This window comes from Mycobacterium europaeum (assembly GCF_002102155.1).
Lineage (GTDB): Bacteria > Actinomycetota > Actinomycetes > Mycobacteriales > Mycobacteriaceae > Mycobacterium > Mycobacterium europaeum.
The window spans coordinates 1-22,281 of sequence record NZ_LQOU01000007.1 but is presented as its reverse complement, the minus strand read 5'-3'; the positions used below and the strand labels follow the sequence as shown (position 1 = coordinate 22,281).

At 69.0% G+C, this 22,281-nt stretch carries 22 protein-coding genes; 14 read left to right on the top strand and 8 right to left on the bottom strand.

All coding sequences use genetic code 11. The annotated features are described in order from the left end of the window. The first annotated feature begins 6 nt into the window (after positions 1 to 6). The 9 genes from AWC03_RS27225 (at position 7) to AWC03_RS02460 (ending at position 7,667) form a co-directional block, all read left to right on the top strand. Complete coding sequence (locus tag AWC03_RS27225) at positions 7 to 162, top strand: hypothetical protein (RefSeq protein WP_158089944.1); 156 nt, start codon at positions 7 to 9, stop codon at positions 160 to 162. A 131-nt stretch (positions 163 to 293) separates the two neighbouring features. Further along, a complete protein-coding gene (locus AWC03_RS02495; protein ID WP_085238956.1) occupies positions 294 to 1,049 on the top strand; it encodes a dienelactone hydrolase family protein in 756 nt (251 codons plus the stop codon). Positions 1,050 to 1,060: 11 nt separating this feature from the next. Further along, a complete protein-coding gene (locus AWC03_RS02490) occupies positions 1,061 to 1,336 on the top strand; it encodes a DUF6295 family protein (protein ID WP_085238955.1) in 276 nt (91 codons plus the stop codon). Next, positions 1,333 to 2,106, top strand: a complete 774-nt coding sequence (locus AWC03_RS02485) for a DUF427 domain-containing protein (RefSeq protein ID WP_085238954.1) — start codon at positions 1,333 to 1,335, stop codon at positions 2,104 to 2,106. Before AWC03_RS02490 ends, AWC03_RS02485 begins: the two co-directional genes overlap by 4 nt. A gap of 372 nt (positions 2,107 to 2,478) precedes the next feature. Continuing rightward, positions 2,479 to 3,546, top strand: coding sequence for a WD40 repeat domain-containing protein (locus tag AWC03_RS02480; protein WP_085238953.1), 1,068 nt, complete (start codon positions 2,479 to 2,481; stop codon positions 3,544 to 3,546). 147 nt (positions 3,547 to 3,693) lie between these two features. Further along, a complete protein-coding gene (locus AWC03_RS02475; RefSeq protein ID WP_085238952.1) occupies positions 3,694 to 5,325 on the top strand; it encodes a long-chain fatty acid--CoA ligase in 1,632 nt (543 codons plus the stop codon). Positions 5,326 to 5,392: 67 nt separating this feature from the next. Continuing rightward, the gene (locus tag AWC03_RS02470; RefSeq protein ID WP_085238951.1) at positions 5,393 to 5,863 is read left to right on the top strand and encodes an SRPBCC family protein; all 471 of its coding nucleotides are present in this window, start codon (positions 5,393 to 5,395) and stop codon (positions 5,861 to 5,863) included. 19 nt (positions 5,864 to 5,882) lie between these two features. Beyond that, positions 5,883 to 6,752: a class II glutamine amidotransferase gene (locus AWC03_RS02465; protein WP_085238950.1), complete on the top strand. Its 870-nt coding sequence runs from the start codon at positions 5,883 to 5,885 to the stop codon at positions 6,750 to 6,752. 45 nt (positions 6,753 to 6,797) lie between these two features. Then, positions 6,798 to 7,667 carry a patatin-like phospholipase family protein gene (locus AWC03_RS02460; protein ID WP_085238971.1) on the top strand — a complete coding sequence of 290 codons (870 nt, stop codon included), beginning with the start codon at positions 6,798 to 6,800 and terminating at the stop codon, positions 7,665 to 7,667. Positions 7,668 to 7,704: 37 nt separating this feature from the next. Here the strand turns inward: AWC03_RS02460 and AWC03_RS02455 are convergent, their stop codons facing one another. Beyond that, on the bottom strand, positions 7,705 to 8,784 hold the full coding sequence (locus tag AWC03_RS02455; protein WP_090421240.1) for a patatin-like phospholipase family protein: 1,080 nt from the start codon (positions 8,782 to 8,784) through the stop codon (positions 7,705 to 7,707). A 92-nt stretch (positions 8,785 to 8,876) separates the two neighbouring features. Continuing rightward, a complete protein-coding gene (lpqV, locus tag AWC03_RS02450) occupies positions 8,877 to 9,269 on the bottom strand; it encodes a lipoprotein LpqV (protein WP_085238948.1) in 393 nt (130 codons plus the stop codon). Between the two features lie 158 nt (positions 9,270 to 9,427). Here lpqV and AWC03_RS02445 point away from each other — a divergent pair, with 158 nt between their 5' ends. Continuing rightward, entirely contained in the window at positions 9,428 to 10,027 is a 600-nt protein-coding gene (locus AWC03_RS02445) for a cysteine dioxygenase (protein WP_244275062.1), read from the top strand. Then, a complete protein-coding gene (locus AWC03_RS02440; protein ID WP_244275061.1) occupies positions 10,027 to 10,485 on the top strand; it encodes a rhodanese-like domain-containing protein in 459 nt (152 codons plus the stop codon). Before AWC03_RS02445 ends, AWC03_RS02440 begins: the two co-directional genes overlap by 1 nt. Before the next feature lie 293 nt (positions 10,486 to 10,778). Here AWC03_RS02440 and arsJ read toward each other — a convergent pair whose 3' ends face one another. The 4 genes from arsJ to AWC03_RS02420 form a co-directional block, all read right to left on the bottom strand. Beyond that, positions 10,779 to 11,990 (bottom strand): organoarsenical effux MFS transporter ArsJ, encoded by a 1,212-nt coding sequence (gene arsJ, locus AWC03_RS02435; RefSeq protein WP_085238947.1) that lies wholly within the window; start codon positions 11,988 to 11,990, stop codon positions 10,779 to 10,781. Between the two features lie 196 nt (positions 11,991 to 12,186). Beyond that, positions 12,187 to 13,932 (bottom strand): alpha/beta hydrolase, encoded by a 1,746-nt coding sequence (locus AWC03_RS02430; protein WP_085238946.1) that lies wholly within the window; start codon positions 13,930 to 13,932, stop codon positions 12,187 to 12,189. A 7-nt stretch (positions 13,933 to 13,939) separates the two neighbouring features. Further along, positions 13,940 to 14,731 (bottom strand): enoyl-CoA hydratase, encoded by a 792-nt coding sequence (locus AWC03_RS02425; RefSeq protein ID WP_085238945.1) that lies wholly within the window; start codon positions 14,729 to 14,731, stop codon positions 13,940 to 13,942. Further along, a complete protein-coding gene (locus AWC03_RS02420) occupies positions 14,728 to 15,783 on the bottom strand; it encodes an enoyl-CoA hydratase/isomerase family protein (protein WP_085238969.1) in 1,056 nt (351 codons plus the stop codon). The genes AWC03_RS02425 and AWC03_RS02420 overlap by 4 nt, the downstream gene beginning before the upstream one ends. Before the next feature lie 205 nt (positions 15,784 to 15,988). Here AWC03_RS02420 and AWC03_RS02415 point away from each other — a divergent pair, with 205 nt between their 5' ends. Next, a complete protein-coding gene (locus AWC03_RS02415) occupies positions 15,989 to 16,840 on the top strand; it encodes a Bax inhibitor-1/YccA family protein (protein ID WP_085238944.1) in 852 nt (283 codons plus the stop codon). Positions 16,841 to 17,017: 177 nt separating this feature from the next. Here the strand turns inward: AWC03_RS02415 and AWC03_RS02410 are convergent, their stop codons facing one another. Both AWC03_RS02410 and AWC03_RS02405 read right to left on the bottom strand, forming a co-directional pair. Continuing rightward, positions 17,018 to 18,235 (bottom strand): acetyl-CoA C-acetyltransferase, encoded by a 1,218-nt coding sequence (locus AWC03_RS02410; RefSeq protein ID WP_085238943.1) that lies wholly within the window; start codon positions 18,233 to 18,235, stop codon positions 17,018 to 17,020. An 86-nt stretch (positions 18,236 to 18,321) separates the two neighbouring features. Further along, positions 18,322 to 19,284 (bottom strand): SGNH/GDSL hydrolase family protein, encoded by a 963-nt coding sequence (locus AWC03_RS02405; protein ID WP_090421654.1) that lies wholly within the window; start codon positions 19,282 to 19,284, stop codon positions 18,322 to 18,324. A gap of 243 nt (positions 19,285 to 19,527) precedes the next feature. Between AWC03_RS02405 and AWC03_RS02400 the strand changes: the two genes are divergently transcribed. Further along, positions 19,528 to 20,595, top strand: a complete 1,068-nt coding sequence (locus AWC03_RS02400; RefSeq protein ID WP_085238941.1) for an alpha/beta hydrolase fold domain-containing protein — start codon at positions 19,528 to 19,530, stop codon at positions 20,593 to 20,595. Between the two features lie 70 nt (positions 20,596 to 20,665). After that, positions 20,666 to 22,072: a cystathionine beta-synthase gene (locus AWC03_RS02395; protein ID WP_085238940.1), complete on the top strand. Its 1,407-nt coding sequence runs from the start codon at positions 20,666 to 20,668 to the stop codon at positions 22,070 to 22,072. Positions 22,073 to 22,281: the final 209 nt, after the last annotated feature.

The window sequence follows — 22,281 nt, the reverse complement described above, 5'->3', positions numbered from 1 at the left end:
CCGGTGATGACCCCGACCACCGGCACGGCGTTGGGCCTCTTGATGTTCAGCGCTGTCAACCACGTGCAGTGCCCCATTCGTCAGCGCGGCCAGTCGCTGCCCGGCGTCCCCTACAGCGTGACGTCCGCTCGGCACAACGAGGTCGCACGACACGCGAGGTGAGGGCCCGGGAGGTGAGCTGAACCGTCCGGCCGCGCGGGCGTTCCGATACGTTGGTGTCCGGCGGGGCGGCCCGACCGGCCGCCTGCGCTCCGCCCGGTTGCGGCCCAACCGGCGAGCCCGGAAGGTTTGCGATGAACGCGCTCAGCCCCGACGCCATTCGCGCGGAAACCGTCACCATCACCGGCCACGGCGGCGACGAGATCGAGGCGTACCGCGCCATGCCGCTGGCCGAAGGGAGTCGCGGGGGAGTCGTGTGGATCCACCACATGCCCGGCTACGACCGCGAGACCAAGGAATTCGTCCGGCGGCTCGCCGTCAGCGGCTACCACGCCGTGGCCCCGAACCTCTATTCGCGGGAGGCCCCGGGCGCGTCACCCGACGACGCGGCGGCGGCGGCGCGGGCCGCCGGCGGGGTGCCCGACGAGCGGCTGGTGGGCGACGTCGCGGGTGCGGTCGAGCACCTGCGCTCGTTGCCGGGCGCCAACGGCAAGTTCGGCGTCATCGGGCACTGTTCGGGCGGGCGGCACGCGTACCTGGCGGCCTGTTCGCTGCCGTTCGACGCCGCGGTGGACTGCTACGGCGCCTTCATCGTCGAGGACCCGCCGGAGAGCATGCCCAAGGCCATGAAGCCGATCCTGCGGCTCGCGTCGGGTCTGAGTTGCCCACTGCTCGGCCTGTTCGGGCTCGACGACCGATTCCCGGCGCCGGCCGCGGTGGCCACCCTGGACGAGGAGCTCGACAAGCTGGACAAGCCGCACGAGTTCCACTCCTATGCGGGCGCGGGCCACTCGTTCTTCTCCGTCGATCGCCCCGCCTATCGGCCGGAGGCGGCGGTCGACGGCTGGCGGCGCATCGACGACTTCTTCGCCACCCACCTGAAAGGCTAGGTACGCCCGCCATGTGCACCCATCTCACCGAACACATCGCGATCGACGGCAGCGCCAAGGGCGCCACGGGATGGTTCGGCGCCAGCCGCGCGACGGTGTATGTCGATCACCCGGTCCACGCACCCTACGGCCACACCGTCAACATCGACGTGATCAACCCCCAGCTCGGGCCGTCGGCGCGGGTGGCGCTCGAGCTCACCGAGGAAAGCGCCCTGGCGCTGGCCGACGCCATCCGGGCGGCGATCGCCCATGCGCCGGCCGGTCTGGCCGCCAAGGATCAGACGTGACCGCCGAGCGCGACTACCCGCAGGTGGCCGCCGCCCGCGGGCGGGTCGAGCCCGCGCCGCGCCGGGTGCGGGGCTATCTCGGCGACGCGCTGGTCTTCGACACCACCGCCGCGCTTTATGTGTGGGAGGTCCCGCACTACCCGCAGTACTACATCCCCTTGGCCGATGTCCGCGCGGAGTTCCTGCGCGACGAGAACCATCCGCAGCACGTGCAGTTCGGCCCCTCGCGGCTGCATTCCTTGCAGCGCGCCGGCGAGACCCACCCGTCCGCCGCGCGGGTGTTCGACGCCGGCGGTGACGGCCCGGTGGCCGGGACGGTGCGATTCGAATGGGATCCGTTGCGCTGGTTCGAGGAAGACGAGCCGATCTACGGCCATCCGCGCAATCCCTACTCGCGGGTGGATGCGCTGCGTTCACACCGCCATGTTCGGGTGGAGCTGGACGGAATCGTGTTGGCGGACACCAGGTCTCCGGTCCTGCTATTCGAAACTGGCTTGCCGACAAGGTATTACATCGATCCTACCGACATCGCCTTCGAGCATCTGGAACCCAGCGCGACCCAGACGCTGTGCCCGTACAAAGGCGTGGCGTCGGGTTACTGGTCGGTGCGCTCCGGTGGCGTCGTGCACGCGGACCTGGCCTGGACCTACCACTATCCCTTGCCCGCGGTCGGCCAGATCGCCGGTCTGGTGGCGTTTTACAACGAAAAGCTGGACATCGTCGTCGATGGCGCCGCCTTGGTCCGGCCGCACACCCAGTTCAGCCAGTGAGCTGTGTGATCTTTCCCTCTCCGCGGACCAAAGCCTGAGAGTTTCTTAACCTGGACAACCGTACGCGCTGAGCGCGGGCGTTAGCGGCGAAAGCGAAATCCGCCGGATGAGCGTTTGCGTCACTTTCGCTACGGGTAAGCGACTGCGATACAGCGTAATTGAAAGCCTGAGCAGAACCTGAGTGCGGGGAGTGACGAAGCTAACGTCGGGGAATTTCTGAACCGTTTGACGCGAATTCTGGCCGGTAGACTCGCAAAACCAGTCGCGTCGGCGCCTTTCGGTGCTGAGATCCGGTGGATCCGGAGGCCGAATTGTCGCACACGTCCCGGCGACTTCGCCTCCACGCCGACAACACAGCAAAGGCGGTACAGCGTGAGCGCTTCGAACGGCCGCAAGGCCTTCCAGGATGACTGTGTGTTCCACTTCGACGACACCTCGGTCGTGGCAATTCCGGTGCGAAACGGCCCGATCAGCGACCTCGGCATCAGCCCGGACGGGAGGCGGCTGGTCGTGGTCAACCCCGGCCGCGACATGGTCTCCGTCGTCGACACCGATGCCCGCCAGGTGGTGCAGACCCTCGGCGGCCTCGACGAACCGTTCGCGGTCGCCCTGAGCGGGGGGGACGCGCCGCTCGCCTACATCAGCACCGCAACGTCGTCGTATGACTCCGTCGGCGTCGTCGATTTCTCGGCGAACGCGCTCATCGCGAGGCACCCGCTGGCCCACAGTGTGAGCGATCTCACCGTGAGCGCCGACGGGAGGTTCATCTACGCCGGCCGGAACCGGGTCCGCGGCGCCGACGTCGCGGTGGTGGACACCCTCGGGGGCGAGACCGAGGTGATCGAGCTCGCCGCCGCGGCGGGGACCACCGCGGACTGCGTGCGCCTCAGCCCCGACGGAAGTCAGCTGTACGTCGCCACCAACGGGCCCTCCGGTGGGCAGCTGGTCGTCGTCGAGGCCGGCCCACCCTCCGACGGCGGCTCCCGCATCGTCGGCATCTACGAGCTCGGCCTGCCCATCCGCGACGTCGCGCTGAGCGGCGACGGCGGCATCGCCTACGTGGCCAGCTCCGGCCCGGTGGTCGGCGCGGTCCTCGACGTCATCGACACCCGAAGCCGCGAGATCACCGGCACGCGCAAGCTCAGCGAGCTCTCCGGTCCGATCACCCGCTTGGCGCTCAGCCGCGACGGGCGCCGCGCCTACCTGGTCAGCGACGGGCACGTCGCGGTCGTGTGCACCGGCACCCACGACGTCGTCGGGGACATCACGGTGGCCGAGCACCCGTCCTGCGTGGTGGAAAGCCCCGACGGGCGATACCTCTACATCGGCGGCCACTCCGGTGTCGTCACCGTCGTGCCGATCGCGGCGGGCGGCGGGCCCCAGGAGGCATCGACCACCCGGGTTCCCGCGGCGGTGCCGCGGGAACCCGTCCTCGCCTAGGTGATTGCCTGCATCCCCGCCCAGCTGGGGCTTAGGGTGGAGGCTGCCGGCGAACAGGCGTTGCCGGCCCGGGACGCGGCGCGCACCGCGCGTGCCGGAGGGTGACATTCAGGCGACGCTGCGCCGCGATCCAAAGGCGGTATCTCGATGGACAGCACGATGCAGGACTTTCCGTTGACGATCACCGCGATCATGCGGCACGGCTGCGGTATCCACGGCGCGCGCACGGTCGCCACCGCCACCGGTGAGGGTTACCGGCGAATCACCTACCGTGAGCTGGGTCAAGACGCCGCTCGGCTGGCGAACGGGTTGCGACGCCTGGGCGTCAGCGGAGACCAGCGGGTGGCGACGTTCATGTGGAACAACGCCGAACACCTGGCGACCTACCTGGCGGTGCCGTCGATGGGCGCCGTGTTGCACACCCTCAACATCCGCCTCTTCGCCGAGCAGATCGTCTATGTCGCCAACGAGGCCGAAGACCAAGTCGTGCTGGTCGATTCGTCGCTGATCAAGTTGCTGGCCCCGGTGCTGGGCGACCTCAAGACCGTGCACACGGTGATCGTGGTCGGGGAGGGCGACACCGGGGCCTTCGAGGGAGCAGGCAAGACGGTGCTGCGATATGCCGAATTGATCGACGCCGAATCCCCCGACTTCGACTGGCCGGAGCTCGACGAGAAGTCCGCGGCCGCAATGTGTTACACCAGCGGCACCACCGGTAACCCGAAAGGCGTTGTCTACAGCCACCGTTCGAGCTACCTGCACACCATGGCGGCCTGCACCGCCAACGGCATCGGTGTGGGCTCCGTCGACAGCGTGCTGCCCGTCGTGCCGATGTTCCACGCCAACGCCTGGGGCCTGCCCTACGCGGCGCTGATGGCCGGCGCCGACCTGGTGTTGCCCGACCGCCACCTCGACGCGCGGTCGCTGATCCGCATGGTGGAGGACCTGCGACCGACCGTGGCGGGCGCGGTGCCCACGATCTGGAACGACGTCTTGCACCGGCTGGAGGAAGAACCCGACCACGACATGTCGTCGCTGCGGCTGGTGGTCTGCGGGGGATCGGCCGTTCCGGTGTCGCTGATGCGGACCTTCGAGGAGAACCACGGCGTACAGATCCGCCAGCTGTGGGGGATGACGGAAACGTCGCCGATGGCCACCATGGCGTGGCCGCCGCCGGGAACGCCCGAAGACCAGCACTGGGCGTTCCGCGGGACCCAGGGCCAACCCGTTTGCGGCGTGGAGATGCGGATCGTCGACGACAACGGCCGGGCGCTGCCCAACGACGGTGCGGCCGTGGGCGAGGTGGAAGTCCGCGGCCCGTGGATCGCCGGCTCGTACTACCTGACGGCCGACGACTCGAAGTTCGACTCCGGCTGGCTGCGCACCGGCGACGTGGGACGGATCGACGAGCGGGGCTTCGTGACGCTGACCGACCGGGCCAAGGACGTCATCAAGTCCGGCGGGGAGTGGATCTCCTCGGTCGAGTTGGAGAACAGCTTGATCGGTCACCCGCACGTGGTCGAGGCCGCGGTGGTCGGCGTGCCCGACGAGCGCTGGCAGGAACGGCCGCTGGCCGTCGTGGTGGCCAAGGAAGGCACCGCGGTCAACGCCGAGGACCTGCGGAAGTTCCTGGCGGAGAAGGTGGTTCGCTGGTGGCTGCCCGAGCGGTGGGCATTCGTCGACGAGATTCCGCGCACCAGCGTGGGCAAGTACGACAAGAAGGCCATCCGGGCGCGCTACGCCGAGCACGGGTACTGGGTGGTCGAGACGCGCGACTGAGGGCGGGTCTGACACTGTTGGCTCGTTCGGTGTATTCCAGGTTCACGAGCGCAGCGGAAGGACCCTCATGGCCCAGCCCCTCGTCGTCGAGCAATCGCATGTGGTGCCCGTCGCGCCGGACGCGGCGTTTCACGGCACGCTGCCCATCTCGCTGCCGGAGATCTTCGGCCGCTGGTACGGCCCGATCCCGCCGATCAGGGAGGTGCGGGACCAGACCGGCGACTGGGACAGCGCGGGGCGGAGCCGCACGATCATGTTGGTCGGCGGTAGCGCGCGGGAGGACTTGACCAGTGTCGACGCGCCGCGATCGTTCGGCTACCGGCTCACCCGAATCCACGGGCCGATGGCGCTGCTGGTCGGTTCGGTCACCGGCGAGTGGACCTTCGCCCCGGCCGGCGGCGGCACCGAGATCACCTGGCGCTGGACCATTTACCCCAGGTCGCCGCTGGCCGCCCCGGGTCTGCCGCTGTTCGGGATGCTGTGGAAGCGCTACGCGCGGCGAGCGCTGCGGGACCTCGGCGAGGTGTTGACCCGCTGAAGCTGGGTACCGTGCCGGTATGTGCCGACTTTTTGGATTGCATGCCGGGACCGACGTTTGTAGTGCGACCTTTTGGCTGTTGGACGCCCCCGACAGCCTGTCGGTCCAGAGCAGGAGAAACCCCGACGGCACCGGCCTGGGCGTCTTCGACGAGCGGGGCCGGCCGCAGGTGCAGAAGCAGCCCATGGCGGCCTGGGAGGACGCCGCGTTCGCCACCGAAGCGCACGAGATGAGCGGCACCACCTTCATCGCGCACGTGCGCTATGCGACGACCGGCTCACACCAGACCCGTAACACCCATCCCTTTCTGCAGGACGGGCGGATATTCGCGCACAACGGCGTGGTCGAGGGGCTGGACGTCCTCGATGCACGGCTGCGCGAGCTCGGCACCGACGGCCTGGTGCAGGGCGACACCGACTCCGAGCGGGTCTTCGCCTTGATCACCGGTTGCACCCGAGCCCAAAACGGCGACGTGACAGCGGGTTTGCTCGATGCCCTGCGGTGGCTTGCCGACAGCGTGCCGATCTTCGGGGTCAACCTGCTGCTGAGCACGGCCGCCGAGATGTGGGCGCTGCGGTATCCGGCGAGCAACCGGCTCTACGTCCTGGACCGGCGCTACGAGCCCGAGTCGGCGCGAGACTTCCACATGCGCACCGACCGGATCCGCGCCTGGTCCGAGCACCTGTGCGCCCGATCGTCGGTGGTGTTCGCCAGCGAACCCATGGACGGCGACCCCCGCTGGCGCCTGCTGGACCCCGGCGAGCTCGTCCACGTCGATGCGGGACTGCACATCACCAGCAAAGTGGTGCTGCCCGACCCGCCCCGGCACCAGATCCGGGAGGAGGATCTCAGCGTGCCGGCGCAGCAAGCGCAGCTGCTCTCGCCGTAAACCCCGCCGCGCCGGCCCCCGCCGCTGCTGGCAGAGTGGGTGGGCGTGACAACCAGACGGGCGCTTGTGCTGGCGGGCGGTGGGATAGCGGGAATAGCCTGGGAGACAGGTGTTCTGCGCGGCATCGCCGACGAGTCGCCGACGGCGGCGCGGTTGTTGCTGGATTCCGACGTGCTGGTGGGCACCTCGGCGGGCTCGGCGGTTGCCGCGCAGATCGGCAGCGGCAGCGCGCTTGACGCGCTGTTCGACCGGCAGGTCGGCGAATCCTCGCCCGAGATCGATTCCGGGGTCGACGTCGACACCATCACCGAGATGTTCCTGGCGGCCCTGGCGGAGCCCTACACCGACCCGTCGGACAAGACCCGGCAGCAGATGCAACGGATCGGCGCGGTGGCGCTGGCCACCGAAACCGTTCCGCCGCCGGTGCGCCGGCAGGTGATCGCCCGGCGGTTGCCGTCGCACGACTGGCCCGACCGGACACTGCGGATCACCGCCATCGACGTAAGCACCGGCGAATTGGCCGTTTTCGATCGGGAGTCCGGCGTCGACCTGGTCGACGCGGTGGCGGCCAGCTGCGCGGTGCCCGGGGCATGGCCACCGGTGGCCATCGCGTGCCGGCGCTACATGGACGGCGGCGTCGCCAGCTCGATCAACCTCGGCGTGGCCGCCGATTGTGACGCGGCGGTGGTCCTGCTGCCCTCCGGCGCGGACGCGCCCTCGCCGTTCGGTCCCGGGCCGGCCGCGGAGATCTTCGCCTTCCCCGGCGCGGTGTTCGCGGTGTTCGCCGACGCCGACTCGGTGGCGGCCTTCGGGCCCAATCCGCTGGATCCGAAGTGCCGCGTCGCCTCGGCACTGGCCGGGCGCGAGCAGGGCCGCCGCGAAGCCCGGGCCGTGGCGCGGTTCCTGGGCGTCTGATCGAGCCGGGGCCCAATCGCTTGCGGCAGAGCTGTTTTCAGCCGTCGGCCGCGGGCGGCGCGGCACGGTCGGCCTCGAAAGCGTCCAGGGCCTCCTCCGCCAATGCACGGCCGACGGCGATGACCTCGGCCGCCCGGTGGAATTCCAGGCCCCGGCAGATCGAGCGGGGAACCTCGATCAACAGGTCGGGCGGGTAGACCGCCAGCGTGTGGCGGGCCAGCGCGGCCTGCGCGATGTCGATCGTCCGGTTCATCACCTCGAAACTGCCCAGCTTTGGGACTTCGGGTGTGGCGCCGGCCAATTCGGCGACGGCATCGTCCCCGGCGGCGGGCTCCGCGGCGTCGGCATCGTCCGGCCAGGTTTCCGCCTCCGCGGTGGACGCGCCGAATCGGCCCAGGACGGCGCGCGCGGTCGGCCGATCGAGCAGCGACCGGGCCGCGGAGCTGTCGAGCAGCGAGGAGGTGCTGCGCACCATGCGGTTCAGCCAGTCGGCGGTCGCGCCGGCCTCGCCCTCGCGGTTGACGATCGCCTCACTGCCGCTGAGGCTCACCGCAATGGTCACGTCGGCGTTGACCGCCGACAGCGGTGCCATCGGCAGCGGGTCCAGGATGCCGCCGTCGGCCAGCAGCCGTCCGCCGAGTTCGTGGGGGGCGATCACGCCCGGTATCGCGATGGAGGCGCGGATCGCCTCGTCGACGGGTCCGTGCTGAAACCACACCGACTTGCCGGCCAAGAGGTCGGTCGCCACGGCGGTGAAGGGGATGGGCAGCTGCTCGATGGCGACCGGGCCCAGGATGTCGCGCACCGTGTCCAGGATCTTCTCGGCCCGCATCACCCCGGCCGCGCTGATCGAGAAGTCCAGCAGCCGCAGGATGGTGCGTTGTGTCAGGGATTTCGCCCAATCGGCGAACTCGTCCCGGCGCCCTGCCGCCTCCAAACCGCCGACCAGCGCGCCCATCGACGAGCCCGCGATTCCCACGATCTCATAGTCCCGGGCGCGCAGCGCTTCGATCACCCCGATGTGGGCGTAGCCGCGGGCCCCGCCGCTGCCCAGCGCCACGGCCACGCGCGTCGGTGAGGATCGGCGCGGGCCACCTCCGCCAGTTCCGTCCGGCATTTCTTCATTCTGCGCGGCGAAGCGGGCTGGCACACCGGCCGGGCGGTCACTTTAGGTACGCGTGAGTTGAATCGCGCACGAGTTCGAAGGGGCTAGTCGCATTCGCCGTTGGCGGCGGCGCGCGCGGCGGTGATCACGGCCGCCTGCCGGGCCGGCGGCAGGTCCGCCCAGCGCGCGTTCCAGCTGCCTGCGGTGCCCGACGGCGCGGCCTGGACCATCGCCAGATAGGGCTCGAACCGCGACTCATCCGTCCTGGGCTGGGCGTCCATCCACACCTTCGCGGCGTGACAGGCCTGGTAATACTCCTCCTCGGTCGAGTTCGCGGGGACGTCGACCCTGGTCGTCACGCCGGAGGGGGAGAGCCCGACGGCACCCGGCGGGGCGGCGCCGGGGCCGGCGTCGGCCGGCCGCGCCGGCGAGGATGCCGGCGTGCGCGTCGGCGCACCGGGCGAGCACCCGGTGGCCGCCACCAGAGCGGCCGCCATGACGAGCGGGCCCCACAGCCGGGGCCGGCGACCGCACCAGCGCACCTCGCCAATCTATGCAACACTGGCGGCCGTGATGGAGCGCTTCGGACTTTGCGAGTGTTGTCGGCCGTAACACGCCGCCGCCTGTCCGATCCCGTTTTCCCTGGAGCTCCACGATGTCATTGCCTCTGGCAACACCTGTGCCCGTCGCCGCGCCGGCCGCGTTGCGCCCGCGCACCATCCCGTCCCCATCCGGGTCCCCGTCGCCGGGCCCGACCCGGCTGCGGGTGCCCGACCTCCTGCACGCCACCGACCGGGCCGCCGACGACGTGCTGAGCGGGCGCTGCGATCACTTGCTGCCGCCGGGCGGGATACCGGAGTCGCGGCGCTGGTTCACCCGCATCCACGGTGACGAGGAGCTGGACATCTGGCTGATCAGCTGGGTGCCCGGCCATCACACCGAACTACACGACCACGGCGGGTCCCTCGGCGCGCTGACGGTGGTGTCAGGGTCGCTCACCGAATTCCGTTGGGACGGCAGCGCCTTGCGGCGGCGCCGGCTGGACGCCGGTGATCAGGCCGGGTTCCCGCTGGGCTGGGTGCACGACGTGGTGTGGGCGCCCCGGCCCGTGCCAGTCTCGGGGCCGGCGCGGCCTTCGCTGAGCGTGCACGCCTATTCACCGCCGCTGACCGCGATGTCCTACTACGAGGTCACCGGCCGAAACCGGCTGCGCCGCCAGCGCACCGAACTGACCGACCATCCGGAAGGACCGTGATGAGCCGCATCGACGTCGTGCTGAGTTCCGCCCGCCGCCGCTACCGCCGCCTTCCCGCCGCCGAAGTGCCGGACGCGCTGCGGCGCGGGGCGGTGCTGGTCGACATCCGGCCGCAGGCCCAGCGCACCCGCGAGGGTGAGATCCCCGGCGCGCTGGTGATCGAACGCAACGTCCTGGAGTGGCGCTGCGACCCGACCAGCGACGCCGGGCTGCCCGAGGCGGTCGGCGACGACGTCGAGTGGGTGATCGTGTGCTCGGAGGGCTATACGTCCAGCCTCGCGGCGGCCGCGCTGCTGGACATCGGCCTGCACCGCGCCACCGACGTCGTCGGCGGCTACCACGCCCTGGCCGGCGCCGGGGTGCTGGATGCGCTCGGCCGGGGTTCCATCGACTCGAGACCCGGGGCGCTGGCAACGCCGGAACCGCCGGCCGCCGCTGGCCTAGCTACGTCGCCCTGAAAAACCGGCGTCGGTGCTGAGCGGCTGTGTCGGGTCGCAGCGGTATGGCGCGAATGTGGCTACGGCGTTATGTCGATCACGCGGTGGAGGGCACTGACCTTGGCCAGCTGGGCCAAGACGCCGTGCCCGCTCCGGATCCGAGTGCCTTTGTGCCGTCGATGCGGGCGCGAGCCCAGCCGTAAGCCACGCTTGCGGGTGCTGATGCGGCCTTCACTTCCGTTGCGCCACTTGAGTGTTCGTCGGAACGCAGGTCGAATAGTTAGATAAGAGTCAGGAACGAACAGTTGCACCGTTCAAGCACGGGGAAGGTTGAAAGACGAAATTCCCGCAGCCAAAACCAAGGCGCAGGAAGTCACCAGGCATCCCACCAATCCGTAAAACTCGAAAACCACTCCTGACAGGAGGGTGCCCAGTAGACGGCCAACTGCGTTGGCCATGTAGTAAAAGCCGACGTTGACCGCGACCTCTTCGTCGGCCGAATACGTCAGGAGCAGATATGAGTGAACCGCAGAGTTGACCCCAAAAACCACCATGAGGATTCCGATCCCGACCATCAGGGTGGGTGCGTTATCCAGTCCGAACTTGAGCGCGGCCGCGATAGCGATTGGTATTACGGCGAGAATGAAGGCCCACAGACGCGCGGTGTCTCCAGTCACGCCTTCCTGACCACCCCAGTGGTGAAGGATCTCGGGCGCTGCTGCCTGTACAAGGCCATAACCGATGAACCACGCAGCGGCGAACCCTCCCACCTGCCAAAAGGACCAATGCAGCGTAGAAGCAAGAAAGACTGGCAGTCCCACCACGAACCACACATCGCGAGACGCGAACAAGAACGCGCGTGCCACGGATAGCCAATTCACGGCGGCGCTCTTCGAAAAGAGCGCCGTGAACTTGATTTTCGACTTAGCTTTACCCATCCCAGCCGGGAGCGACACCACGGTCGCAAGCAGCACGACCAGAAGGCCGGCCGCCATCGCGACCAGTGAGCCCGCGAATCCGAGCGACCCAAGTAGAGCGCCGCCCATGAAAAAGCCGGCACCCTTCAGCGCATTCTTTGACCCAGTCAGACGCGCAACCCATTTGAAGAGCACGCTGTCGGCGTCGTCCGGAACCATTGCCTTGATCGCGGCCTTGGCACTCGTTTTTGTCAGGTCTTTAGCGATACCCGACAGTGCCTGGGCGGCCATTACATAGGCCATTGAAGGCGCATGAGGCCATTCCGGCTGCAGGAGCGCGAGCATTATCAGCGCGCCGACCTGAACGAGAAACCCACCGTAGAGCATCACCTTCAGCCCTGAGCGCGCGGTGATCCAGCCGCCGAGGAGATTGGTCACGATGCCGAAGAACTCGTAGAAGGCGAACAGAAAAGCCAGTTCTGTTGCGCTATATCCGAGCCGATGAAAATGGAGCAGCACCAACATGCGCAGTGCGCCGTCAGTGAGGGTGAATTCCCAGTAGGCAATGGTCACCAACGCGTAGTTGCGTGGCGCGCTCTTCGTTTTCACTGTCCCGCTGCTGTCGAGGGTCGGGCCAGGACCAGGCTAGCAGCGATCGTTGGGGCCTCCCGCTCGGTTGTGGAAGTGAGGTGTGTCATCACGGGCCCCGGAGGTGCTCGGCGTGCTGATGACGGGCGCAGCCCGGCCCAGCGTCGATTTTGCAGGCCAGTAGGTTTGGGCGACCGCCGACTTCACGTCGAAGTAGCTAGGCGTTCGAGTGCAGGAGCGGCCGCAGCTTTTCCGTTTTCTCCTGCGTCCAGCCGGGCGGTGAGAGCACGGCGGCCCAGCCGTCGGCCGCGTCGGCGACATAGTGATGGCCATGTCCGGCCGGTACCTCCACGGCCACCGCCATGTCGGCCGTGACCTGCAGGAAAGTCACCACCGGAATCCAGCGCGTCTCCGGTAACACGTCGTAGCCCCGCTGTTCCCGCAGCCAGTCCGGTTCGCTGAACAGAAGGTCGGGCGTCCACCAGGCGATCGGATCGGAGGCGTGCTGCAGATAGACCACGCGCGGGTGATCCCACGGGGCGTTCGGGCGCGCCAGATCGCTTGGGCGCGCGACGAACCGGACGTTCCTGCCGTCGTGGTAGATCGGCAACCACTCCGGGGAGCCGGCGTCACGGGTGACGGTCAGGTCGGTCCAGATGGTGTTTTGGAACGTCGGTCCGCTGAACAGGGCGCCGTCGGTACGGGCCAGTACGTTGTTGAGGCTCATGAACGGCGCCTCGCCGCCGAAGGATCCCAGGCTTTCGCCGAACACCACGAGCCTGGGTCGTTGCACCTCGGGCAGCTGCCGGATCAGCTTGTCGACGGCCTCGAACAGTGCCTGGCCGGCGTGGCGGGCGTTCTCCTTGTCCACCAGGAACGACAGCCAGCTGGGCAAAAACGAATACTGCATGCTCACGATCGCGGTGTTGCCGTTGTACATGTACTCGAGCGCCGAGGCCTCCGCCTCGTTGATCCAGCCGGTGCCGGTGGTGGTGCCCACCGCGACGACGGCGCGTTGCAGGCCGCCGGTGCGCTGCAACTCCTGGGCCGCCAGCTCCGCGGTCGCCGTGATGCCGTCCGTGGTGGCGTCCAGCCCGGCGTAGGCGCGGATCGGCTCGGTGGCCGGAGCCCCGTTGAAGGCGGTGAGCTGCTCGACGCTCGGACCGCCCTCCACGAAGATGCGACCCTCCCGGCCCAGCGAATCCCACGACACCAGGGATTGCGGACCGCCCGAGCGCAGGGTTGTTTTCGGGGGTGCCGTGTCGGGATTCATCTCGTCGTTGGCCGAGGCGAAGGTGCTGTTCATCGTGTGCATGCCGAACTTGAGTACGACGCCGTTGAGCACGGTGACCGCCAGCACCACGAGCGCGACCACCACGATGGTGGCCGAGAGGCGAAACGGCGCGATGCGGTCCACCTCTCCGACGAGGAAACGGACCAGCCACCGAATGAACTGGCCGATTTCGACCAACGTGAACAGCACCACCAGCGACGTGGCCGCGGCCACCGGGTAGTCGTACCACTTGAGGTGCTCGACACCCATCAGGTCGCGCACGTTGTCCTGCCAGACGTGGAACCCGATCGCCATCACCACCATGCCGACCGCGCCGACGGGAATCAGCACCTTCCAGGCCCAGCGCGGCGGCGGCGGGCTGGAATCCCAGTCGAGGAGATAACGGACCAGCCAGACGGCGAAGACGCCCAGCCCGTAGCCGATGGCGCCGGAGATCCCGCTGACCAGCCCCTGGAACAGCGCACCGCGCGGCAGCAGCGACGGCGTCATCGAGAACCAGATGAAGATGAGGCCGACCGTGGTGCCGGTGAACGTGTAGTGGCGTACCCACCAAGGCTTTTCGGTCCACCGGGAGCCGCGAGTCGCCGGGCCGGCTTCCGGGGGCGCTTCCGGTGCGGCCTCCTCGGTGACGGCCGTCGGATTGTTCGTCGCGGGGCCCGGCTCGCTCATCGCAGGCTTACCGGTGGGTGAAGTTCGGAGTGCGCTTCTCGACGAAGGCCGCCATGCCTTCCGACTGGTCCGCGGTCGCGAAGGTCGAGTGGAAGAGCCGGCGTTCGTAGAGGAGCCCTTCGGACAGCGTCGATTCGAACGCACGGTTGACGGCCTCCTTGGCCATCCGCGACGCCGAGCGGGACATCTGCGAGATCGTGGTGGCGACGGCCTTGGCCTCGGTCAGCAGGTCGTCGGCCGGCACCACGCGCGAAACCAGGCCGCTGCGTTCGGCTTCGGCGGCGTCGATGGTGCGCCCGGTCAGGATGAGGTCCATAGCCTTGGCTTTGCCGATGGCGCGGGTCAGACGCTGCGAGCCGCCCATGCCCGGCAGCACCCCGAGTTTGATCTCCGGCTGGCCGAACTTCGCCGTGTCGGCGGCGATCAGCACGTCGCACATCATGGCGAGCTCGCAGCCGCCGCCGAGCGCGTGCCCGGCCACCGCGGCGATGGTCGGGGTCCGCACGGCGGCCAGCTTGGCCCAGGGGGCGAAGAAGTCGGCGTCGAACGCGTCGGCGAACGTCAGCCCGGCCATCTCCTTGATGTCGGCGCCGGCGGCGAACGCCTTGGCAGACCCGGTGATGATGATCGCGCCGATGCCCGGATCGTTGTCGAAATCCATTGCCGCGCTGGTTACTTCGTTCATCACCTGGGTGTTCAGCGCGTTCAGCGCTTTGGGCCGGTTCAGGGTGATGGTGCCGACGCGGCCGTCGCGCTCGACCAGGATGGTCTCATAACCCGGGATGGAGCTGTCTGTCATCGCAAATCGCCTTTCTGGAAGCTCAAGTCGTCGTCGACGGGGGTGAAGTACGCCTCGATGTCGGCCCGGGTGACCTCGGACAGCGACGACGGCGACCACTTCGGGTTGCGGTCTTTGTCGACCAGCTGCGCTCGGATGCCCTCCACCAGATCGTGTGATCGCAGCGATGCGCACGAGACCCGATAGTCTTGAACGAGAACGTCTTTCACCGTCGGAAGGTTGGCGGCGCGGCGGATGGCCTCCAGCGTCACCGACAACGAGATCGGCGAGCGGGTGCCGATCAGGTCGGCGGCGGCGTTGGCCGGGCCGGCGTCATGCCCGCGCAGGCTGGCCACGATGTCTTCGACCGTGTCACCGGCGTAGCATTCGTCGATCCAACTGCGTTGTGCGGCAAGGTCGCTCGGCGGGGGCTCGACGGCATGCCGGGCGAGCGCGCTCTGGACGCCATCGGCGATGACCGCCCGGGTGAACGCCTCGAGGTCGTCGTGCGGCACGTAGTGGTCGGCGAATCCCATGGCGATGGCGTCGGCTCCCGAGAACGGCGCCCCGGTCAGCGCGGCGTGCAGACCCAGCGCCCCGGGCGCCCGGGACAGCAGGAACGCCCCGCCGACATCGGGAACGAAGCCGATGCCGACCTCGGGCATCGCGATCTTGGAGGTGTCGGTCACCACCCGGGTGTTCGCGTGGGCGCTGACGCCGACGCCGCCGCCCATCACGATGCCGTCCATCAGCGCCACGTATGGCTTGGAGAAATCGGCGATCTGGCCGTTGAGGAGGTATTCGTCCCGCCAGAACCGCCGCGCCTCCACGCCGTCCTTGCGGGCACTGTGATAGATGGAGACGACGTCGCCGCCGGCGCACAACCCGCGCTCGCCGGCGCCGGAGAGCAGTACCGCGCCCACCGCGTCGTCGTCCGCCCAGTCGGCGAGCACGGCGCTCAGCGCGTCCACCATCGGCTGATTCAGCGAGTTGATCGCCTTGGGGCGGTTGAGCGTGATCAGACCGACGTTGCCGTCGACCCGGGTCAGAACCTCATCGGATCCGTCGGTCACGCCCTGGCCTCCCATCGCCGGTCCATCCTCGACGAAAAATCTAGATCGTGACGACCGGCGCGATACCCGCGGGTAAGGGTTATCTTTAACGCGACGACGGCAGCAAAGCCTCCAGACACTTGCCCGGGCCCCCTGGGAACCCGGACCGGACGCCGCTCGTTGAGAGTGTGTTCGCACAGCTCGAGCCAATAGAGAGGATCCGACGGTGCGGGAGACAAGCAACCCGGTATTTCGTTCGCTGCCCAAGCAGCGGGGCGGATACGCGCAATTCGGTACGGGCGCGGCCCCCATGCAGGGCTATGGGGCCGACCCCTACGCGGCCCCCTACCAAGCTCCGTACCAGGAGACCAGGGCTTCGCGCCCGCTGACCATCGATGACGTCGTCACCAAGACCGGCATCACGCTGGCGGTGCTGGCGGTGTCGGCCGTGGTCTCCTACTTCCTGGTGGCGTCCAACCTCGCGCTGGCGATGCCGCTGACCATGGTCGGCGCGCTCGGCGGCCTCGGCCTGGTGCTGGTCGCAACCTTCGGCCGCAAACAGGACAGCCCGGCGATCGTGCTCAGCTACGCCGTCCTCGAAGGCCTCTTCCTGGGCGCCATCTCGTTCGTCTTCGCCAACTTCTCGGTCTCGAACGCCAGCGCGGGGGCGCTGATCGGAGAGGCCGTGCTCGGCACCTTCGGGGTGTTCTTCGGCATGCTCGTCGTCTACAAGACCGGCGCGATCCGGGTGACGCCCAAGTTCACCCGGATGCTGGTCGCCGCGATGTTCGGGGTGCTGGCCCTGATGCTGGGCAACTTCGTGCTCGCGATGTTCCACGTCAACGGCGGCGCGGGCCTGGGCCTGCGCAGCGGCGGAACGGTCGCGATCATCTTCTCGCTGGTGTGCATCGCGATCGCGGCGTTCAGCTTCCTGATCGACTTCGACGCGGCCGACCAGATGGTGCGCGCCGGCGCGCCGGACAAGGCGGCCTGGGGTATCGCCCTCGGCCTGACCGTGACCCTGGTCTGGCTGTACATCGAGATCCTGCGACTGCTCAGTTACCTGCAGAACGACTAGTTCTCGTCAACGAAAAAGGCCGGCACCGAGGTGCCGGCCTTTTTCGTGTGCCGGGCGTCCAGCGTGCATTTACGGCTTCCAGTGTGAGCCGGCGGCGGGAGCCAGGCGATTTTCTCGCCACGAATGCACACGCAAAGCCCTAGGCGCACGCCGGACGGGCAGAAGGGACAGCCGCCGTCAGCTCAGCCGCTCGATGATCATCGCCATGCCCTGCCCGCCGCCGACACACATGGTCTCCAGGCCGAACGTCTTGTCGTGCGTCTGCAGGTTGTTGAGCAGCGTGGTCGCGATGCGCGCGCCGGTCATGCCGAACGGGTGGCCCAGCGCGATCGCCCCGCCGGACACGTTCAGCTTGTCCTCGTCCATGCCCAGCTCGCGCGCCGAGCCCAGCACCTGAACCGCGAAGGCCTCGTTGATCTCGTACAGGTCGATGTCGTTGATCGACATCCCGGCCCGCGCCAGCGCCTTCTTGCAGGCCTCGATCGGGCCCAGGCCCATGATCTCCGGGGACAGGCCGCTGACCCCGGTCGACACGATGCGTGCCAGCGGGGTCAGGCCGAGTTCCTTGGCCTTGGTGTCGCTGGTGATCACCAGCGCGGCGGCGCCGTCGTTCAGCGGGCAGGCGTTGCCCGCGGTGATGGTGCCGTTGGGGCGGAACACCGGCTTGAGCTCGGAGACCTTTTCGTAGGTGGTTCCGGCGCGGGGGCCGTCGTCGGTGCTCACCGTGCTGCCGTCGGGCAGGGTCACCGGGGAGATCTCGCGCTCGAAGAAGCCGCTCTTGATCGCTTCCTCGGCGCGGTTCTGGCTGCGCACGCCCCAGCGGTCCTGGTCCTCGCGGCTGATGCCGGTCAGGATGGCGACGTTCTCCGCGGTCTGGCCCATCGCGATGTAGACGTCGGGCAGGTTGCCGTCGGCTCGGGGGTCGTGCCACTCGTCGGCCCCGGCGGCCGCGGCCTGCGAACGCTCCTGGGCCTCGTCGAACAGCGGGTTCTTGGTGTCGGGCCAGGAGTCGGAGTTGCCCTTGCCGAACCGGGACACGGTCTCGACGCCCGCGGAAATGAACGCGTCACCCTCGCCGGCCTTGATCGCGTGGAACGCCATCCGGGTGGTCTGCAGCGACGAGGAGCAATACCGGTTCACGGTGGTGCCCGGCAGGAAGTCGTAGCCGAGCTCGACGGCAACGACGCGCGCCATGTTGAAGCCGGACTCGCCGCCGGGCAGCCCACAGCCCAGGATGAGGTCGTCGATCTGGTGGGGGTTGAGCGCGGGCACCTTGTCCAGCGCGGCGCGCACCATCTGGGCCGCCAGATCGTCGGGCCGCATGGAGACCAGCGACCCCTTCATCGCGCGGCCGATCGGCGAGCGAGCGGTTGAGACAATGACGGCTTCAGGCATGACGGTTCCCTTCAAATCCCTTGCGGATTCCGACGAGCTCGCTATGTGAACGGGTGGTGGCTCCACGCCGACGGGCTAGCTCGAATCTAGCCGTTGCCCATCAGGGGGTAGGACGACGGGGCGGGTCCGGGCACGGGGCGCCGCCACAGCCGCGACATCACGCTGACCCGGGTGTGACGCTGCCCGAGCACCGGCGGGGTCGTCGAGGCCGCCAACTCCATCGGCGGGGTATCGACCTTCTCGCCCAGCGCTTCACACAGCGCGCGCAGCAGCGCGTCGGCCGCGATGGCGTAGGCCGGGGCCGACGGGTGGAAGCCGTCCGGGGAGAACATCACCTGGGGCGTGGACCGGAACTGCGGGGTCATCAGCTGCCCCAGCGGTACCGGCATGCCGCCGGCGGACCGCACCGCCGCGGCTTGGGCCCGGGCGAGCTGCGAGCAACGCTCGTGCGCGATCGAGCGCAGCGGCTGGGGGATGGCGGTGATGACCCCCAGATCGGGGCAGGTGCCGGCGATCACCACCGCGCCGCGGGTCCGCAGTTTGCGAACGCTCAGACCGAGGCGCTGGGCCGACTGGCTGACGCCGTTGAGGGCCGTCACGTCGTTGGCGCCGACCATGATGACCGCCGCGTCGGGCGGCGCCCCCGCCACGAACATCGCATCCACCTGACCGCAGACGCCTTTCGAGGTGGCGCCGACGATGGCCTTGGTGCTCAGGCGGATCCGCTTGCCGGTCTGTTCGGCGAGGCCCCGCGCGATCCGCACCCCCGGCACCTCCTCCGGGCTGATGCACCCGTAGCCGGCGGCGGTCGAGTCGCCGAAGATCATCAGGCTCAGGTCGAAGGGCACGCCGCGGTGCCACCGCTCCACCGGCCCGCCGCCGCGGGTGTACACGCCGTCGGCGCGCGGGGGGATGTCCCACGCCTTGGGGATGACGGTGCGCGCGTGCGTCGCCTGGCCCACGAGCAGGTTGCGCGCCCCCAGGTAGGCAGTTCCCGTCGAGGCGAGTGCACCCGCTGTGGCCAGGGCGATCGCCGAACGGCGCGGCACCCGCATGGTCACGGAAATCAGTTTAGTTCGGCTCGCACGTTCGCGAGGTCGGCTGACCAACAATCCGGTCACGGCGGGAAACGAATTGGTATCGAATCGAGCGATTCGAACGTTGCCCTAAAAAATGCCTGTCACGCTGATCCCCAGGGGTTGGCTGAGCGCCTCGAGCAAACGGCTGAACCAGACGCTTGGCCGCCTCGTCACATGCTGTATCGCACTACAAAGGCGTAGGAAGTGTTGAGCATGAGCGCACCCGGCAAGGTATCCGGCTGGCCCCAGAGTCCCGTTCGCCCACACGACGTCCTGAGGGCCCGCAGAGCCAAGGCCCGCAAGTTCGCCACGAGCGATGGCACGCCGGTCGAGGTACTCGAGTCCGGGCCCAGCGTCGCTGCGCGGTTGGCGAACCTGACGTCGCGCGTCACCATCCGCCCGGTCCTGTCCGTGGGTAGCCATGTCCCGAACTTCCCCTGGCCCTGGGGCCTCATCGACCTCGCCGCCCGGGCGGTGCTGCCGGTGTCGGCCACCGTCCGCGAGACGGTGAAGTTGCCCAACGCCTCGGCGCAGTTGGTGCGCGCGCCCGGCGTGCTGCCCGCCGACGGCACCCGCCGGGTCGTCGTCTACTTCCACGGCGGCGCCTTCTTGACCTGCGGGGCGAACTCGCACGGCCGGCTGGTCGAAGCGCTGTCGACCTTCGCCGACGCGCCGGTCCTGGTGGTCAACTACCGGCTCCTGCCCAGGCACTCGATCGGGATGGCCCTCGACGATTGTCACGACGGCTACCAATGGCTGCGGCTGCGCGGATACCAGCCGGACCAGATCGTGCTGGCCGGCGACTCCGCCGGCGGTTACCTGGCGCTTGCGCTCGCGCAACGCCTCCAGGACGAAGACGAGGAACCCGCGGCCCTGGTGATGATCTCGCCGCTGCTGCAGCTGGCCAAGGAATACAAGCAGGCGCACCCCAACATCAACACCGACGCGATGTTCTCCACCCGGGCGTTCGACGCGCTCGCCGAGCTGGTCGCCAGCGCGGCCAGCAAGCGCAAGATCGCCGGCAAACCCGAGGAGATCTACGAGCCGCTGGAGCACATCAAACCGGGCCTGCCGCGGACGCTGATCCACGTCTCGGGCTCCGAGGTGTTGCTGCACGACGCGCGGCTGGCGGCGGACCGGTTGGCCGCGGTCGGGGTGCCCGCGGAGGTGCGGGTGTGGCCCGGCCAGATCCACGACTTTCAGCTGGCGGCACCCGTGGTGCCGGAGGCGGCCCGGTCGCTCCGCCAGATCGGCGAGTACATCCGCGAGGCCACCGGCTAGCGCGTCCGGCGCTGCCCCGCGATGGGGAAGCGGTCGTGCACCCCCCGCAGGTGCCTGAGACGATGAACGCATGCGGATCGCCCAGCACATCAGTGAGCTCATCGGCGGCACGCCGCTGGTTCGCCTGAATTCCGTCGTCCCCGAGGGCGCCGGCACCGTGGCGGCCAAAGTCGAGTACCTCAACCCCGGCGGCAGCTCGAAGGACCGGATCGCGGTGCGCATGATCGACGCCGCCGAAGCGAGCGGGCTGCTGAAGCCGGGCGGCACCATCGTCGAACCCACCTCGGGCAACACCGGCGTCGGACTGGCGCTAGTGGCTCAGCAGCGCGGCTACAAGTGCGTGTTCGTCTGTCCCGACAAGGTCGGCGAGGACAAGCGCAACGTGCTGCTCGCCTACGGCGCCGAGGTGGTCGTCTGCCCGACGGCGGTGCCGCCCGAGCACCCGGACAGCTACTACAGCGTCTCCGACCGGCTGACCCGGGAGATCGACGGTGCGTGGAAGCCCGACCAGTACGCCAACCCGGAGGGCCCGGCCAGCCACTACGCCAGCACCGGCCCGGAGATCTGGGCCGACACCGACGGCAAGGTCACCCACTTCGTCGCCGGCATCGGCACCGGCGGCACCATCACCGGCGCGGGGCGCTACCTCAAGGAGGTGTCGGGCGGGGCGGTGCGCATCATCGGCGCCGACCCCGAGGGGTCGGTGTATTCGGGCGGCAGCGGCCGGCCCTACCTGGTCGAGGGCGTCGGCGAGGACTTCTGGCCGGCGGCGTACGACCGCACCGTGCCCGACCAGGTCATCGCGGTGTCCGACTCGGACTCGTTCAACATGACCCGGCGGCTGGCCCGCGAGGAGGCGATGCTGGTCGGGGGGTCGTGCGGGATGGCGGTGGTGGCCGCGCTCAAGGTCGCCGAGGAGGCCGGGCCCGACGCGCTGGTCGTGGTGCTGTTGCCCGACGGCGGGCGCGGGTACATGGCGAAGATCTTCAACGACGCCTGGATGTCGTCCTACGGGTTCCTGCGCAGCCGTCTCGACGGGTCGACCGAACAGGCCAGGGTCGGTGACGTGCTGCGCCGCAAGTCGGGCGAGCTGCCCGACCTGGTGCACACGCACCCGTCCGAGACCGTGCGCGACGCCATCGGCATCCTGCGCGAGTACGGGGTGTCCCAGATGCCCGTGGTCGGCGCCGAGCCGCCGGTGATGGCCGGGGAGGTGGCGGGCAGCGTCTCCGAGCGCGAACTGCTGTCGGCGGTCTTCGAGGGCCGGGCCAAACTGGCCGACGCGGTGTCGTTGCACATGAGCCCGCCACTGCCGATGATCGGCGCGGGGGAGCTGGTCAGCGCGGCCGGCAAGGCACTGCGCGACTGGGACGCGTTGATGGTGGTCGAGGAGGGCAAGCCCGTCGGGGTGATCACCCGTTACGACCTGCTGGGCTTCCTGTCCGAGGGTCCTCGCGGACCGGCGGGGCGTCGCTAGCGAATCTCGCCCGGCCGCCGCGCGCTCAGGTACTGTAATGCGGCCTGGTTCAGCTGGTCCGCAGGGAAGGGGTGCCCATGACCGATCAACCGCCGCCCGGCGGCACTAATCCGCCACCTCCCGCGTCGCCCGAATCCACTGGTGGGCAGGAGCCCCCGCCTCCTCCGTCCGCGCCCGCCGGCGGTTCCTACCCGCCACCGCCGCCACCC

Bases quoted from the DNA above. Each gene is read 5' to 3' on its own strand.
- AWC03_RS27225 (WP_158089944.1), top strand. From the start codon at position 7: ATGACCCCGACCACCGGCACGGCGTTGGGCCTCTTGATGTTCAGCGCT.
- AWC03_RS02495 (WP_085238956.1), top strand. From the start codon at position 294: ATGAACGCGCTCAGCCCCGACGCCATTCGCGCGGAAACCGTCACCATC.
- AWC03_RS02490 (WP_085238955.1), top strand. From the start codon at position 1,061: ATGTGCACCCATCTCACCGAACACATCGCGATCGACGGCAGCGCCAAG.
- AWC03_RS02475 (WP_085238952.1), top strand. From the start codon at position 3,694: ATGGACAGCACGATGCAGGACTTTCCGTTGACGATCACCGCGATCATG.
- AWC03_RS02470 (WP_085238951.1), top strand. From the start codon at position 5,393: ATGGCCCAGCCCCTCGTCGTCGAGCAATCGCATGTGGTGCCCGTCGCG.
- AWC03_RS02465 (WP_085238950.1), top strand. From the start codon at position 5,883: ATGTGCCGACTTTTTGGATTGCATGCCGGGACCGACGTTTGTAGTGCG.
- AWC03_RS02455 (WP_090421240.1), bottom strand. From the start codon at position 8,784: ATGCCGGACGGAACTGGCGGAGGTGGCCCGCGCCGATCCTCACCGACG.
- lpqV (WP_085238948.1), bottom strand. From the start codon at position 9,269: ATGGCGGCCGCTCTGGTGGCGGCCACCGGGTGCTCGCCCGGTGCGCCG.
- AWC03_RS02445 (WP_244275062.1), top strand. From the start codon at position 9,428: ATGTCATTGCCTCTGGCAACACCTGTGCCCGTCGCCGCGCCGGCCGCG.
- AWC03_RS02440 (WP_244275061.1), top strand. From the start codon at position 10,027: ATGAGCCGCATCGACGTCGTGCTGAGTTCCGCCCGCCGCCGCTACCGC.
- AWC03_RS02430 (WP_085238946.1), bottom strand. From the start codon at position 13,932: ATGAGCGAGCCGGGCCCCGCGACGAACAATCCGACGGCCGTCACCGAG.
- AWC03_RS02425 (WP_085238945.1), bottom strand. From the start codon at position 14,731: ATGACAGACAGCTCCATCCCGGGTTATGAGACCATCCTGGTCGAGCGC.
- AWC03_RS02410 (WP_085238943.1), bottom strand. From the start codon at position 18,235: ATGCCTGAAGCCGTCATTGTCTCAACCGCTCGCTCGCCGATCGGCCGC.
- AWC03_RS02400 (WP_085238941.1), top strand. From the start codon at position 19,528: ATGAGCGCACCCGGCAAGGTATCCGGCTGGCCCCAGAGTCCCGTTCGC.
- AWC03_RS02395 (WP_085238940.1), top strand. From the start codon at position 20,666: ATGCGGATCGCCCAGCACATCAGTGAGCTCATCGGCGGCACGCCGCTG.